This window comes from Phyllobacterium sp. TAF24 (assembly GCF_052113785.1).
In the GTDB taxonomy this organism is placed as follows: Bacteria; Pseudomonadota; Alphaproteobacteria; order Rhizobiales; family Rhizobiaceae; genus Phyllobacterium.
Genome location: NZ_JBFRDN010000018.1, coordinates 25968 through 39212, shown reverse-complemented (window position 1 = coordinate 39212; position 13245 = coordinate 25968). Strand labels below are relative to the sequence as shown.

The following is a 13245-nucleotide window of genomic DNA, read 5'->3' as shown; positions in this document are numbered from 1 at the left end:
TCATGCAACTCAGGACAACTACTCTTTGCCGCAGCATCGGCATTGGTGCCGGCCTTATCATCGGAGCGCTGACCTTTGCCGGTAGTGCCAATGCTCAAGTGCCTGTCAAGGACGATGCGACACTCGAACAGGCTACCAAGACAGCCGCACATACGTCCGAGATTATGAAATCAAACAGCAATATTCTCGATACGGTCAACAAGACGCTGGAAGCTGTAACGGGAAACCGCTCAACTTCCAATATTGCAAATGCAGCCCTCGGTTCGGGTTTTTCGATGGGCGGCGCTCCGGATTTTGGTTCGCTCATGGGTGGACAGATGTCCTGGGGCAATCTGGGTGAGTTCGGCAAAACCGCCGCCACCATCTTGAACGCGCTCAATCTGGTGAAATCGCTTTCGGGTAAGACAGATTCTGAAAGCCTCTCCGGATCAGACAAGGCGTATCAGAGTGCGGTGAACACCGCGACCGCTTTGCAGGGGATGATTTCGGGCACGCAGTCCAGTGCGCAGCAACGGACCCAGGCATTTCAGCAGGCCGGGCAGCTGATTGGAACAGCACCGGATATCAAAGGATCGATTGACCAGAATTCGCAGTTGCAGACGCAGACTGCGCAAACCGTCAACGAGCTGATCGGCGTCATGAATGCCGGCAATGCGGCGTTGAATGCACAACAGATGCAGGAGCTGGCTGCACAGGCGCAGGCGGCGAAAGTCATGAGCTACGATCCATCCAAGGCGAGGTTTGTAGCACCATGATGCATTTCCTTGGGCTTTTGGGTCAGTGGAAAATGATCCTGCTCCTCGCCGGGGCATTGCTGTTTTTCGGCTATGCCCTTTCTGATCTCTCCGGCGTGATTCAAGACGACGTATCGCTACGTCAGCAGTCTTTGGACGCTGACAAGGCAGTTGCCGAGAAGACGAAGAAGATCATGGATTATGATCCGTCAAAGGCACGTCTGGTGAAGCCATGACAAAAATCTGCCGTCCAGATCAGCTCGTCGCGGTACTCATTGTCGGTCTCGTATTGCTGGTTCTGCCAGCATGTGCAGGTCACAAGGAGTTAAAGGCTCCTTGTTCGGCGGCGTTGCGGCCTTCCTCTTATTGGTCCGGTTCCGCTTACGCGTCGATTGATTGCGGACCAATGCTTGAGGTCAATTTACTCCCAGCAACACCAGTTGCACCGCTTCCACATGTTTCGGACATTCTGGAGAATTGAAAAATGGCTGGACCGGCACTCAACAACGACATCTTTGCGAGTCTCTTCGGCAAGGTCGATAGCATGGGCACCGCAATGGTGCAGAACCTCTACAATACACTGAGTACAGCTCTGTTGCCTGTATATCTTGCCGGGATGACCTGCTTTGTCGTTTGGTGGGGCTATGAAATGCTATTCGGCCGGGCACAGATGACCGCAGGTGCCTTTGTCTGGCGGTTTGGCAAGCTCATTTTTATCTATGCTTTCATCTTTTCCTGGGGAACTTATCAACCTCTGATTGTCACACCGTTAATAGAAGCTCCCAATGCGATGGCGACACTGGTGTGTCAGGCGGCGGGCGGAACAACGTGCGGCTCCAGTAGCTCATCCATGAGCCAAGGCTTGACCGATATCTGGACGGCAGGACTGGAAGCGTCAAAGACTATCTCGTCAGCCGGGGGCTGGACAGGTGTTGGCCTGATGATCCTTGCAATCTTCGTCATGGCTGTCGTCGGCGCACTGATTGCTATCGCAGTCGTGCTGCTGATGATTGGCAAGATGACGATGTTCACTTTGCTGGCGATCGGGCCGATTATTCTTTGTTTTGCTATGTTCAATTTTACGTCGCACATCACTGACGGCTGGATGCGATCGCTCGCACAATACGCGCTGTTACCCATCATCGTTTACGCGCTACTCGGCGTGATGCTGCTCCTTTTGCAGGACACATTGTCTGGTGTTCAGGGGATGACCGCCGACACCGCCATGACTGTTATCGCTCCATTCCTATTGATGTGCGTCATTACAGCGTTGGTGTTGAAGCAATCACTGCATCTGGCTCACGGCATTTCCGGTGGTGCGCGCCTGGACCGCGGCAATACGGGCATCCGAGATGCCGCAAGAGCAATAGGCCGCTTCGGAAGCAATCGCGTTGATGCCCTGCAGGGTCGCCTTAACGGGGATAGTGGATCGTCCGCAAGTATGCACGGTGCAAATGCACAGCTCGCCCAGGTTGAAGCAGCCGCGAGGAATGCACGTCGATGACATCTATCGAAGGAGCCAGTGAATTGAACGGGGAAACTATGTCTTTGAGCAAACCAGCTGTTATTGACCAAAAGTATTATGCCGACGGCGAGCGTTGGGAGAAATCGGTATACCGTTCCGTCGCGATTTCGCGCGGTGTCTGGCGTACTGTCGCAATCTGCATGGGCGCAACATCAGTAGCCGCAATCGGCCTGCTCTGGGTGATGCTTCCACTAAAATCATTCGACGTCGTTGTCCTGCAGGTAGACAAGACGACCGGCTATGTCGAAGCAAGCCAGCCGCTTCATGCAGGCGGTGATCTTACGCAAAACGAAGCAGTGACCAGGGCAAACATCGTTCGTTTTATCCGAGCCCGCGAAACCTATGATCCGAAAGGTTTGCGCGATAATTTTGAGCTCGCGTCACTCTATTCTACCGGCAAGGCTGCTGCGGATCTGGCGGGGCTTTACGCCGGATCAAACCCCAACAATCCAATGAAAACGTTCGGGCCGAATGCAATTGTTTCGGTGCAGATCAAGAGCATTATCTTTCTGAATGACAAGACGGCGGCTGCACGCTTCTCCACAACACGCACGAGCGTGCAGGGGACTGTCATTGAACATTGGGTCGCCAATGTGCGATTCCGTTACACATCGGAGCCCATGCGCAATGACTGGCGGTTTGATAACCCGCTCGGGTTTCAGGTGACCGAATACCGCCGCGATCAGGAAACGATTACACCCGAAGTTCGCGAGGTAAAACCATGATACCTCGCGTTCGCACTGCATTCCTGTGCAGCGCCTTTTGCGCGGTGATGGGATATTCGGCAAGCACGGCTTATGCCGAAAGTACGCCAAAATCAGTCAAGGCCGACGAGCGTATCCGCACCGTGACCTACCAGAAGGACAACATCATTTTCCTGTCGGGAATGATGGGCGTTTCGACAATGGTCGTCTTCAACGATGATGAGCAGATTGCAACCGTCGCCATGGGTGACAGCCAGAGCTGGCAGGCGGTTCCCGATCAATCGAAGAAGTTCCTGTTCATCAAGCCGCTGGAACCGAATGCCGTGACCAACATGAACGTTGTCACGTCAAAACGTGTCTACAACTTCATGATGAAAGGCGCTCCTGTCGGCAATTCGCGAAGCGCTGTGATCAAACTTCGCTTTTCCTACCCCGACGATGAAGCGGATGCAAAACTGATGGCACAGGCAAAGCTGAATGCGGCCATGCCCAACGTGCGGGCTGCGCTCTCGGATCCTCTCAAGGTCAATTACGATTATGGCTACAAGGGCGATAAGGAAAACAAGCCAACGTCGGTAGCCGATGACGGGACCAAAACGTTTTTTGAGTTCACGGGCGAAGTGCCCGGCATCTTCGCCGTCAAGTCAGACGGAAGTGAAACCCTCGTCAATTATCGCCGCGAGGGCAATTATATCGTCGTTGATAAGGTCGCCAGGCAATGGACGCTCCGTAGCGGCAAGGTCGCAACCTGTGTGTTCAATATGAAATTGACCGGCAAACGGGCTGTTCCAGGCAACAGTTTTGGGGGCCGCGCCTATGACCGGTGATCTCAAGCCCATTGAAGAAACCTATGACGCAACCCGTGATGCACATGACAGCTATTTCCTTGCCGTCGAGATGAAGCGGCGGCGAGGGGACCGGCACTGGCCCGAAGCACTCCACCCCGTGGCTTGCGGGCCAGTGCCGACAAGAAATGTACAGGCACTAAATTCCGAAACACTGGATGTCACAAGCGGGGACTTGGGCCATGACAATTGATTTTGAACGCGAAGCAAGCATTGGCGATACGGTTGCAATCAAGAGTACCGGGCGGTCAAACCCGCTCGTTGCAGGTTTACTTGTGACGGTGGCGATCGGCGCGCTTGGCTATGCCGCCTATACCTCTTATCTGAAACCGTCCGCGAAAACGGCGCTGACTTCGGATGAGGAATTTCGCACGGCAAGCTCGGCACCGAACCTTTCCTTCAGCGCACCATCAGAGCCAGCGGACAACCGGCTGGTCATCGAACCGCCGCCACCTGCACCTGAGCCGGGTGTGGCTCCGGTCGTCGCGCCGCCCGTGGTACAGATTGATGATGGTGCAGCGCGCCGTGCAGCTGAAGAGGCGGAGCGCCTTCGCCGTGAGGAAGAGGCGCGCAAACTGGAACGACTGCGTTCCAATATGCTCGTCTTGGATGGTGCTGTCGGGCAGGGAGCCGGTTCGCTTGGCGGCGACAGTGCGCAAGGATCGTCTGCAGGTATGGAACCCGAAGAAGACGCCAACCGCCGTTTCCTCGGCCGAACCGCGGCGCAGGATGTCGAGATGGTGGATGCCACGCAGAACCACCGGATTGATGCGCTCATACCGCAAGGGACACTTATCAGAGGCATTCTGGAAACAACTATCCAATCGGACCTGCCGGGCATGGTCCGGGCGGTGATTTCGTCTGACATCTATTCGTTTGACGGACGCCGTGTCCTTCTACCGAAAGGCACGATGCTGACCGGCGAATACCGCAGCGGTCTTTCGCGCGGACAAACACGTGTCCTGATCGTGTGGACGCGGGCGCTGCGGTCTGACGGAACGTCCGTTTCCCTCGGTTCTTACGGCACTGATGATCTCGGCCGCTCTGGTGTCGCCGGGATTGTCGACAAGCACTATCTCGAGCGCTTTGGTGCTTCAGCCGTGCTTTCGCTTGTGGGCGGCGTTTCCTCATTTGTTGCTGGTCTGAATTCGAACGGATCTTCGAATGCCGGCTCTGGATCCAACAACAATAATAATGGAGCAACGCAGGCGCAGCAGACGATATCGCAAACGATGTCAGATATGGCCAATCAGGCCCTGAAAGATTCCATCAACATTCCACCGACGATCCATATCGACCAGGGCACTCAGATTATGGTGTTCGTCCGCCGCGATCTCAATTTCGCAAAGCTTTATCCGGATCCGGTGAAGGAGGCACTTTATGAGCTTCGTCATCCCGGATCTTCAAAGCGCCTGTGGGAGGTGAAGTAAACAATGGATAGCGGGATGACGCCATCGTCAAATGTTGAGCAGGAAGCAACATGGGCAGGCATGTCCACTTATATGCGTCAGGCCGCTGCACCCTTGAAGCAATGGCTGCAAAGCCCTGATGTGATCGAGATCATGTGCAACCGGCCCGGTGAAATCTGGGTGGAGGAGCGCGGCGTGCCACATATGATCAGGCACGAAGTGCCTGAGTTGACCGCCAAGGCGATTGTCAATCTCGCCCGCATGATTGCCGGCAATGCCAGCCAGAACGTCAATGAGGAAACACCGCTCCTGTCCGCGGCCATGCCGAATGGCGAACGCTTTCAGGCCGTGCTTGCTCCGGTCGCTATTCAAGGCGGGGCATTTTCGATCCGAAAGCAGGCCATTACTGATATGAGCATTGATCAGTACAGGGTCATGGGCGGTCTTGATCGCGTCAAGATCAGCGGCCCAAGGCACGTTGATCAGGAATCCGTATCTGATTTCGACCGGGAACTGATCGAGAGGCTACGCGATCCGTCACCTGAATCATTGCGCGAATTCCTGCGCTTTGCCGTCGTCAACCGCGTGACCATGCTGATTTCTGGCGGAACGTCCTCGGGCAAAACCACATTCTTCAATGGTCTTCTGAAGGACGTACCGCAATGGGAACGGTTCGTAACGGTGGAAGACACGCCGGAGCTGAAACCCGGGCAGCCAAACCGCGTTGCTCTTGTTGCTTCCAAAGGCGGGCAGGGCAGGGCAAAGACCACAATCCAGGACTGCCTTGAAGCCGCACTGCGTATGCGTCCGGACAGGATTTTTATGGGCGAAGTGCGCGGCGCCGAGGCGTTTTCATTCCTGCAGGCCATCAATACCGGTCATCCCGGCTCCATGTCCACACTGCATGCTGACAATCCGCACGGTGCATACGAGCGTCTTGCCATGATGACGATGCAGGCGGGTCTTGGCATGACCAAAGGAGAGTTGCTCGACTTCGTGCGCCTGGCAGTACCCGTCATTATTCAGATTGCCCGCGATCCAGAGACCATGCGGCGCGGTGTAACGGAGATTTTTTTCAACAAATGGCAGCCATCCTCATGAATGCCGCCAAGCTCGCTATCCTGATCGTAACAGCCGGAATACTCGGCGCCGTCATCCTGACTTATGCAGCGTTCGCCCGTGATCGGGGTGCAAGCCAGATCAATCTGAACGGCGATCGGATTATTGTGATCGACGGTGACACCGTGGCACTACCCTGTCAGCCGGAATCCGGCTTTGCGCGCGGGTGTGCCGAAAAGGTGCGCCTGAAGGATATTGATACGCCTGAGGTTTCGCATCCGACTTGCGAGTTTGAGTTGCAAAAGGGTCTCGAAGCCAAGGCGCGTTTGCGTGAGCTCATGAGCGATGAGGTTATCAGCGTCAAACGATCGGGAGAGATCGATCGCTACGGCCGCACCTTGGGATGGCTTGTTCTGTCTGATGGTTCCGACATTGGTTCGATCCTTCTGCAGGAGAAACTGGCACTGAAATGGATGCCAGGTGCAAGGGCCAAATCATCAAGAATTTCCTTCTGGTGTGGAGCGGTTTCCCAATGGCGCTGAAGAGATACGAAAAGATCGCTTTGATTACAGCTGGTCCCTGTGTCGCCGCTGCCGGCCTTTTCCTTGGCTGGTCCGCCAACTATGCGGGTGCGAGCTTCTTCGTCTTAAAATCAACAGCGATGTGGAAAGCCTTTTTTGGCGGCGACTTTTTGATGCCTGCAAAGCAGTTTGCAGCCTTTGCGGGTGATGCCCGTATCAGCCGCATTGGGACAATTGCAGCTGGTTTAACTTTTGCCCAGGCCGGAGCGTTGGGCCTCGGCGGTTTTCTTCTGGCAAAGCGGCCATGGGCGGTCAAGCCTCCTGCAGACGGTTCGCGCTTTGCAACTCTTGCAGACCTGAAGAAAGCCGGACTGCTGGATGGAATACCCGGCAAATCAATCCTGCTTGGCACTTTTGGCAAAGGCAAAAATGCGCCTGAAGTCCGCTATAGCGGCGACAGCCATTTCTTCGTCAATGGTCCGTCGCGCTCAGGTAAAGGCCGGGGCTTCGTCATGACCAATCTGCTCGAATATCAGGGCAGCACCATTGTTCTCGATGTGAAGCTGGAGAACTGGGAAAAGACCGGTCCAGCCCGGCTCGCCATGGGGCAAAAGTGCTTTGTGTTCGCGCCGGGTTCAAAATTTACCCATCGCTGGAACCCGCTTGATTTCGTTCGCAGCTGGCCGGAACGATCCACCGATCTGCTCAATCTTGCGGCGAGCCTCATTCCGCTCGATACCAAGGAAACATCGATCTGGAAGGAAACGGCGCGCAGCTTGTGTGCCGGTGTTCTTGGTTATGTGCTCGAGTCGGAAACCATGGAAAACCGGCGCAACCTGCGTTCCGTGTTGCGGCTGTTTTCGACAGGCGTTTCCTTTTCCTCGGTCATCGCGCTTATCCTTCGGACGGAACCTGACCTTAACCAGTTCATCATCGACAGCTTCAAACAACATCTCGGGCGGGATGAAGAACAACGGCCGTCATTCGAGGGCAATGTGGTCACGGCGCTGGCTCCATTCAACAATCTGTTGATGGCAGAAGCCACGAGCGCCAGTGATTTCGATATACGCGAGCTGCGCCGCAATCCGTTTTCCCTGTTCATTGCGAGCCCCGTATCTGACTTCGGCACAGTTGAACCACTATTGCGTCTGTTGATCCAGCAGATCCACGACGTCATGTTGCGTAATCTTCCCGGTGAAGACGAGCCGCACAAGATTTTGATGATGCTCGACGAGTTCTATCAGTTTGAACGTCTTCCGGAGATCATCAAGCGTGCACCGCTTGTTGCCGGCTATGGCATGACCATCGCACTTATCGCGCAAAACATTCCGCAGATTGATGAGCGCTACGGACCAAAGACCCGCGATGCGCTGCTCGGCAATATGGATATCAAGCTGAACATTGCCGTTGGCGACGATACGACGGCCAAGATCATATCGATCAATCTCGGCCGCCAATATGTCGAGCGGGAAGGGTGGGGCAAATCAGGCGGATTGCTGATGAGCAAACAGGCATCGCAAGGCCGGTTTGAACTCATTCCGCTGATGGACCCTGATGCCGTTTTGCGCCTCGATGACAATTTCACGATCCTGCAGATCCGCGGCACGTTCGGCGCGGTTCTGAATAAATTGAACTTTTACACCGATGCCAAGTTTGTCGAACGGCGCAAACAGGTGGCTTCCTATGCGGCCAGAATGCCAAAGCCGGAGCTTGTCATATCAGCGGAATGGCCGCTGTTCATGGAGCGACCACCACAAGCCGTCGAACAAGGCCCCGATAGTCATCAGCAGGTGGCATTGCAGCATCCAGCGCTATTCAAGTTATCGGACGTTGCTGAGACGAACGAGCGTTCTATGGACGATGAAGCCGGTACTATTATCGATCTGGCACGTTCCGTTTATCGCAATGTTGACCGGTTCACCCAGGCTTATCGTTACGCAGTGTCAGCACGCGATAGTGATGCTGCGGCATATCTGTTGCAGAACCTGCGGCTTAGTCCTGACTATTACGGTCCGCTGCTCGGTGAAGATGGATCGTTCAATATGAGAGGCAAGCAGGCGCGCAAACGCGCGATCGCAGCAATAGCACCGTTGCGTGCAGCGGTGATCGAAGTCAGGCGTGATGTGACTGAGGGCAGGTCGCGAATGTATGCTCAGACACAGCAACCGCAAATCACACAGGCTGATGCTGTGTCCGCGGAGGTGGTAACGCAAGCGACGGGTGAGGATTTAACGACTGATGCGGGTGTCGTTGCGGACTTTTCAGCAGCCGCGACACCGGCCAGTACCGCTCAACCGAGTGCGGCGTCCGTCTCTATCATTGCCGTCGAGGCTGGAACTGATACCGGAGCGGAAGCAGGCGATCCAAACGATCCGTTTTCCGAGCATCCTTTGATCGAAGATCAGCTTGTGGTCGAGATCCCGACACTTTCCGCGACGAGCGCAATCATACCAACGGATGACGACGAAGGCGAAGATGATACCCGGATCGACTATGGCTTTATAAATGCCACTGATCATGTCGCAACGCTCACAACGATCGCGCAGGAAGCTATCGGATCTGGACGTGTTGCCGACATCGCAAAGCTTTCCGGAGCGCTATCACGCATGAATGCCAGTCTGAGTGTCGTCATGTCGGACGAACCATGGACCATGGCGTCAATTCAGATGAACAAGCCTCAGCATGGGAATTCGGAAGGGAGACGTGGCGGATGACCCCGCGATGACTGCGCTCTGATGCAGTGGACCGGCGCGTTGCAACCGCACCGGTCCCGGCTCTGATGTGAAGCAAAAACCAATCAAGCAATCGCACATGCCTGTCCACAAGGGGCAGGCAACAACACCAGGAACCAAAGGCAACATAAATGAGAAACCTGAAAATTCTACTGTCTACATCCGTGATAAGCGGATTGTATCTCTGTGCACCGGCATCGGCCCAGCAATACACGGTGACGCCGGTTGCACCAGCTGAGAACGTCGTCATTGGCAACGGAGCCAGTGCAAACAATGTCGGCGCCAAGGTAGGACCGACCGGTCAGACCGTTGGCGGTGGTCCCGCGACGGCATTGGGCAACCATGCGCAGGCCAATGGCGGCGCATCCACGGCGGTCGGATATGGAGCCGTAGCTGGCGATCCGAACGCAACGGGTATTTTTGATTCAAGTGCAACAGCAATTGGAAGCATTGCCAAGGCAACCGGTGATGGCAGCACGGCAATCGGCAATGGTACTACAGCTTCAGGCGCTGTCTCGACCGCAATCGGCTTTGGGGCAAACGCGGATTCAACAGGTTCGGTCGCTATTGGCCATTTTGCCAACGCGACCGGAACCATTGATCCGGTTACCGGTGGGTTGATTGTGACACAACATAAAAGCGGAGCGGCGTCCGTTGCGATTGGCTCCGAGGCAAAATCCGCAGGAGACCAGTCCATAGCACTCGGCCAGAACTCAAATGCTGTGACCAATGGATCCGTGGCATTGGGCAATGGCTCTGTGTCCGATCGTGCGCTTGCACCATCGACCGGGAACGCGGCAACGGTGACCGGTGCGCATGGAGCCGTCGATATCAAGTACAACACCACAGACAAAAAGCTGGCTGGTGCGGTGTCGATCGGCGATGGAGATACCTATCGCCAGCTGACCAATCTGGCTGATGGCAGTGCTGCAACCGACGCTGTCAATGTTCGCCAGCTGCAACAGTCGTTGCAGGCCGGAATCAACTACACGGATGTGCAGGTGGACCAGCTACAGACCCAGATCACCAATCAGCAGGGTGCAATCACCAACATTCAGACCGATGTTACCGACATCAAAAATGTCAATATCCGTCAGGACCAGACCCTCAACAATCATGAGGTTCGCATCACGAAGAATGAGGGTGATATCGTCAACATCAAGGGCGACATCACTGACATTCAGAACGTCAACATCCGCCAGGATCAGACTCTGAATGATCATGAAGTGCGGATCACCAAGAACGAAGGCGACATTGTTGACATCAAGAATGTGAATATACGGCAAGATACGACCCTCAATAATCACGAGGTGCGCATTACCAAAAATGAAGGTGACATAGCCGGTATTCAGGATGGTGCCGTGTTTTACAACCGGGACGCGAACGGTGTCAAAACCGGAGGCGTTACCTTCAATGACGGTTCCGGCAAACCCGTCAAACTCGGTAATGTCGCCGCCGGCACAGCCGATACGGATGGCGTTAATGTCAGGCAGCTCAAGGACGTCCGGTCGGAATCTTTTGCCTATACCGATAACAGTATTTCTCAGATCAAGAACTACACCGACAATCGGTTGAGCAACCTGTCCGGAGACATTCGCTCGGTGCGCAAGGAAGCGCGCAGCGGCATTGCTTCGGCCACAGCCATGGCGGGCCTCAGATATGATGACCGTCCGGGCAAGGGCAGCATTGCTGCAGGTCTCGGCGGCTTCAAATCTGCAACAAGCATTGCAGCCGGCGTCGGATACACCACAGAAAACGGCCGCTTCCGCCTCAATGCCTCGCTTGGCTACGGTTTTGAGGATTCGAGCGCGGCATGGAATGCCGGTGCGAGTTGGACCTTCAATTAGCCGCAGGGGCTGGTGTCAGCAACGGCGGCAAAAACGCCGTTGCTGCGCCAATCGAGAAAGGAATTTTCCCTATGCGAACAATTATCCCGGTCCTTGGGCTTCTGGCACTGACGGGACCTTTATATGCAGCCGAACCCAGTCCGGCATCAAGTCCGGCCAATCTGGATGAACGGCTTGGAGTGGAAACCGAAGTCCTCAAACTCACCTCGGTCATCGAGCCGGGTGAGAAGATCGAATGGGGTGACCTGGTCCGCATCGAGCGACCGTTCGGGACATGGAACCTGAAATGCGACTTCCGGCCATCGTTAAACAGGCGCAACTGCACCGCCCAGCAGATTATCACGGCGGCGGGCAATGCCCTGGTGTGGCGTATCGCCATGTCCATCGAAAAGAAACCGGTCGTTCTTTTCTATCTGCCACCGACATTGGACGTTCAATCGGGACTGCGGCTTGGTTTTTCCGGACTGGAAAAGACGATCATTGGCAGCGAGTGGACGTGCGGTCCGGACAACTGCACCGCCGCCTTTGCGTTTTCCGGCTTTGTTCAATCAGCAATATTGAACACGGCGGACATGAAGTTTCGCTTTTCGGTAAAGAGCAGCGCAAACGACGGCGCACTGCAGGACATCTCCATGAGTGCACCCATGGCGGGTTTGACAGCTGCGCTGGATGCAGCAGCAACAGATCCGTTTGGCAAGACAGTTCCGGTCAAGCCGGTGCAACAGGCCCAGACCAAGCCAGTTGCAGTCAAACCAGTGGCCGACAAGACAGAGCAGTCCGCTGTGGACGCAAGCGAAACCGCCTCTGTCGCCAGAAAGGACAAGGCTGAACCAGTGGCGAAGTCGCCTGCAAAGTCATCAGCGGGTACTCGGCAGAAACAAAAGCGGAAAGAGTCGACACCGACGCAAAACATAACGCCTCGCGATAGCCTCTATTAGATCGATGGCGCTCTGCCTTTTCCCAATTCTCACTCCACGAGGAGAACCACAAATGGTTATCAGGAAGCTTACACACGCTGCCTTGGCAGTTTTTATCCTTACCCACCCGGCCATCGCAGCCGATCCCATCATCAATGACCTGCCTCCGGAACCGCCAGCCATTGATCTGGCTGAACGGGGAATTTGGGGCGCAATTGCCTATTCAGAAACTGACGGCAAGCGCGGTATCTTCTGGGGTGCGGATACCCGTGCTGAAGCAGACGCCAATGCGCAGAAGTACTGCGATAAGGCTGGCGGCGCGGCATGCAAAGTCGTCACGACATTCCGCAATCATCGCCGTTGGTCTGATAATGACGGCAGTGGTTTTCCTTACGAGCCGTGCGCCACGCTGGCGGTCTCAGCATCTTCTATTGCAAAGTGGGGCGTTGCGACCAATATCAAAGGCAATAACGCCACAGCCGCCGCGCTGGCGCAATGTGGCTCATCGGACTGCAAAATCGTCGAAAAGGTCTGCACTTAAGCACGACTTGGTCAAACGGGACATCGACAAGCTGCGGCTCGACAAAGTGAGCCGCAGCTTTCGATCATCCAGGGAACATGTGAAAGGTAAAGTTGCAGAGATGATAAAGACAGCAACCAAACAGGAATTGATGGTACTACGTCGCATCCCTTCCGGTAACGAGGAGCAGGGCGTTGCGATCGCGGTGCTGGCGGAACTTCTGCGAGCGACCGAAGGTGCGACATACCATGTCCTCGCTCGACTGTGCGAAAAGCAACTCATACATACCGATACTGGAGAGATGAGCGAAAAATCGCGGCACTGTTTCCGGACTGATGCCGGCGACCATGTGCTGATGAAGCAATCGGTCAAATCGATGCGCTCGCACCTTGATCTGGCCGCCTGAAGAAACAGGTGGCCCATGCATCCCAA

14 protein-coding genes are annotated in these 13245 nt (G+C 55.2%); all 14 read left to right on the top strand.

What is annotated here, in order from left to right:
* Positions 1-2 precede the first annotated feature (2 nt).
* Complete coding sequence (locus AB4Y96_RS16065) at positions 3-755, top strand: type IV secretion system protein (protein ID WP_441918445.1); 753 nt, start codon at positions 3-5, stop codon at positions 753-755.
* On the top strand, positions 752-970 hold the full coding sequence (locus tag AB4Y96_RS16060) for a hypothetical protein (protein WP_441918444.1): 219 nt from the start codon (positions 752-754) through the stop codon (positions 968-970). The genes AB4Y96_RS16065 and AB4Y96_RS16060 overlap by 4 nt, the downstream gene beginning before the upstream one ends.
* A gap of 248 nt (positions 971-1218) precedes the next feature.
* Positions 1219-2238 carry a type IV secretion system protein gene (locus tag AB4Y96_RS16055; protein WP_441918443.1) on the top strand — a complete coding sequence of 340 codons (1020 nt, stop codon included), beginning with the start codon at positions 1219-1221 and terminating at the stop codon, positions 2236-2238.
* 38 nt (positions 2239-2276) lie between these two features.
* Positions 2277-2984, top strand: coding sequence for a virB8 family protein (locus tag AB4Y96_RS16050; protein ID WP_441918442.1), 708 nt, complete (start codon positions 2277-2279; stop codon positions 2982-2984).
* Positions 2981-3790 (top strand): P-type conjugative transfer protein VirB9, encoded by an 810-nt coding sequence (gene virB9 / locus AB4Y96_RS16045; protein ID WP_441918441.1) that lies wholly within the window; start codon positions 2981-2983, stop codon positions 3788-3790. The genes AB4Y96_RS16050 and virB9 overlap by 4 nt, the downstream gene beginning before the upstream one ends.
* Positions 3780-4001: a hypothetical protein gene (locus AB4Y96_RS16040; RefSeq protein WP_441918440.1), complete on the top strand. Its 222-nt coding sequence runs from the start codon at positions 3780-3782 to the stop codon at positions 3999-4001. Before virB9 ends, AB4Y96_RS16040 begins: the two co-directional genes overlap by 11 nt.
* Positions 3991-5238, top strand: a complete 1248-nt coding sequence (virB10, locus tag AB4Y96_RS16035; RefSeq protein ID WP_441918439.1) for a type IV secretion system protein VirB10 — start codon at positions 3991-3993, stop codon at positions 5236-5238. Before AB4Y96_RS16040 ends, virB10 begins: the two co-directional genes overlap by 11 nt.
* 15 nt (positions 5239-5253) lie before the next feature.
* Entirely contained in the window at positions 5254-6318 is a 1065-nt protein-coding gene (gene virB11, locus AB4Y96_RS16030; RefSeq protein ID WP_441918438.1) for a P-type DNA transfer ATPase VirB11, read from the top strand.
* Positions 6300-6818, top strand: coding sequence for a thermonuclease family protein (locus tag AB4Y96_RS16025; RefSeq protein ID WP_441918437.1), 519 nt, complete (start codon positions 6300-6302; stop codon positions 6816-6818). The genes virB11 and AB4Y96_RS16025 overlap by 19 nt, the downstream gene beginning before the upstream one ends.
* Positions 6809-9511, top strand: a complete 2703-nt coding sequence (locus AB4Y96_RS16020; protein ID WP_441918436.1) for a type IV secretory system conjugative DNA transfer family protein — start codon at positions 6809-6811, stop codon at positions 9509-9511. Before AB4Y96_RS16025 ends, AB4Y96_RS16020 begins: the two co-directional genes overlap by 10 nt.
* Before the next feature lie 149 nt (positions 9512-9660).
* Positions 9661-11376 (top strand): YadA-like family protein, encoded by a 1716-nt coding sequence (locus AB4Y96_RS16015; protein ID WP_441918435.1) that lies wholly within the window; start codon positions 9661-9663, stop codon positions 11374-11376.
* Between the two features lie 71 nt (positions 11377-11447).
* A complete protein-coding gene (locus tag AB4Y96_RS16010) occupies positions 11448-12314 on the top strand; it encodes an invasion associated locus B family protein (protein ID WP_441918434.1) in 867 nt (288 codons plus the stop codon).
* Positions 12315-12366: 52 nt separating this feature from the next.
* A complete protein-coding gene (locus AB4Y96_RS16005) occupies positions 12367-12834 on the top strand; it encodes a DUF4189 domain-containing protein (RefSeq protein ID WP_441918433.1) in 468 nt (155 codons plus the stop codon).
* Positions 12835-12841: 7 nt separating this feature from the next.
* A complete protein-coding gene (locus AB4Y96_RS16000) occupies positions 12842-13219 on the top strand; it encodes a hypothetical protein (protein ID WP_441918432.1) in 378 nt (125 codons plus the stop codon).
* Positions 13220-13245: the final 26 nt, after the last annotated feature.

Excerpts from the sequence above, each read along its gene's own strand:
- AB4Y96_RS16065 (WP_441918445.1), top strand. The coding sequence starts at position 3 with ATGCAACTCAGGACAACTACTCTTTGCCGCAGCATCGGCATTGGTGCC.
- AB4Y96_RS16060 (WP_441918444.1), top strand. The coding sequence starts at position 752 with ATGATGCATTTCCTTGGGCTTTTGGGTCAGTGGAAAATGATCCTGCTC.
- AB4Y96_RS16055 (WP_441918443.1), top strand. The coding sequence starts at position 1,219 with ATGGCTGGACCGGCACTCAACAACGACATCTTTGCGAGTCTCTTCGGC.
- AB4Y96_RS16050 (WP_441918442.1), top strand. The coding sequence starts at position 2,277 with ATGTCTTTGAGCAAACCAGCTGTTATTGACCAAAAGTATTATGCCGAC.
- virB9 (WP_441918441.1), top strand. The coding sequence starts at position 2,981 with ATGATACCTCGCGTTCGCACTGCATTCCTGTGCAGCGCCTTTTGCGCG.
- AB4Y96_RS16040 (WP_441918440.1), top strand. The coding sequence starts at position 3,780 with ATGACCGGTGATCTCAAGCCCATTGAAGAAACCTATGACGCAACCCGT.
- virB10 (WP_441918439.1), top strand. The coding sequence starts at position 3,991 with ATGACAATTGATTTTGAACGCGAAGCAAGCATTGGCGATACGGTTGCA.
- virB11 (WP_441918438.1), top strand. The coding sequence starts at position 5,254 with ATGACGCCATCGTCAAATGTTGAGCAGGAAGCAACATGGGCAGGCATG.
- AB4Y96_RS16025 (WP_441918437.1), top strand. The coding sequence starts at position 6,300 with ATGGCAGCCATCCTCATGAATGCCGCCAAGCTCGCTATCCTGATCGTA.
- AB4Y96_RS16020 (WP_441918436.1), top strand. The coding sequence starts at position 6,809 with ATGGCGCTGAAGAGATACGAAAAGATCGCTTTGATTACAGCTGGTCCC.
- AB4Y96_RS16015 (WP_441918435.1), top strand. The coding sequence starts at position 9,661 with ATGAGAAACCTGAAAATTCTACTGTCTACATCCGTGATAAGCGGATTG.
- AB4Y96_RS16010 (WP_441918434.1), top strand. The coding sequence starts at position 11,448 with ATGCGAACAATTATCCCGGTCCTTGGGCTTCTGGCACTGACGGGACCT.
- AB4Y96_RS16005 (WP_441918433.1), top strand. The coding sequence starts at position 12,367 with ATGGTTATCAGGAAGCTTACACACGCTGCCTTGGCAGTTTTTATCCTT.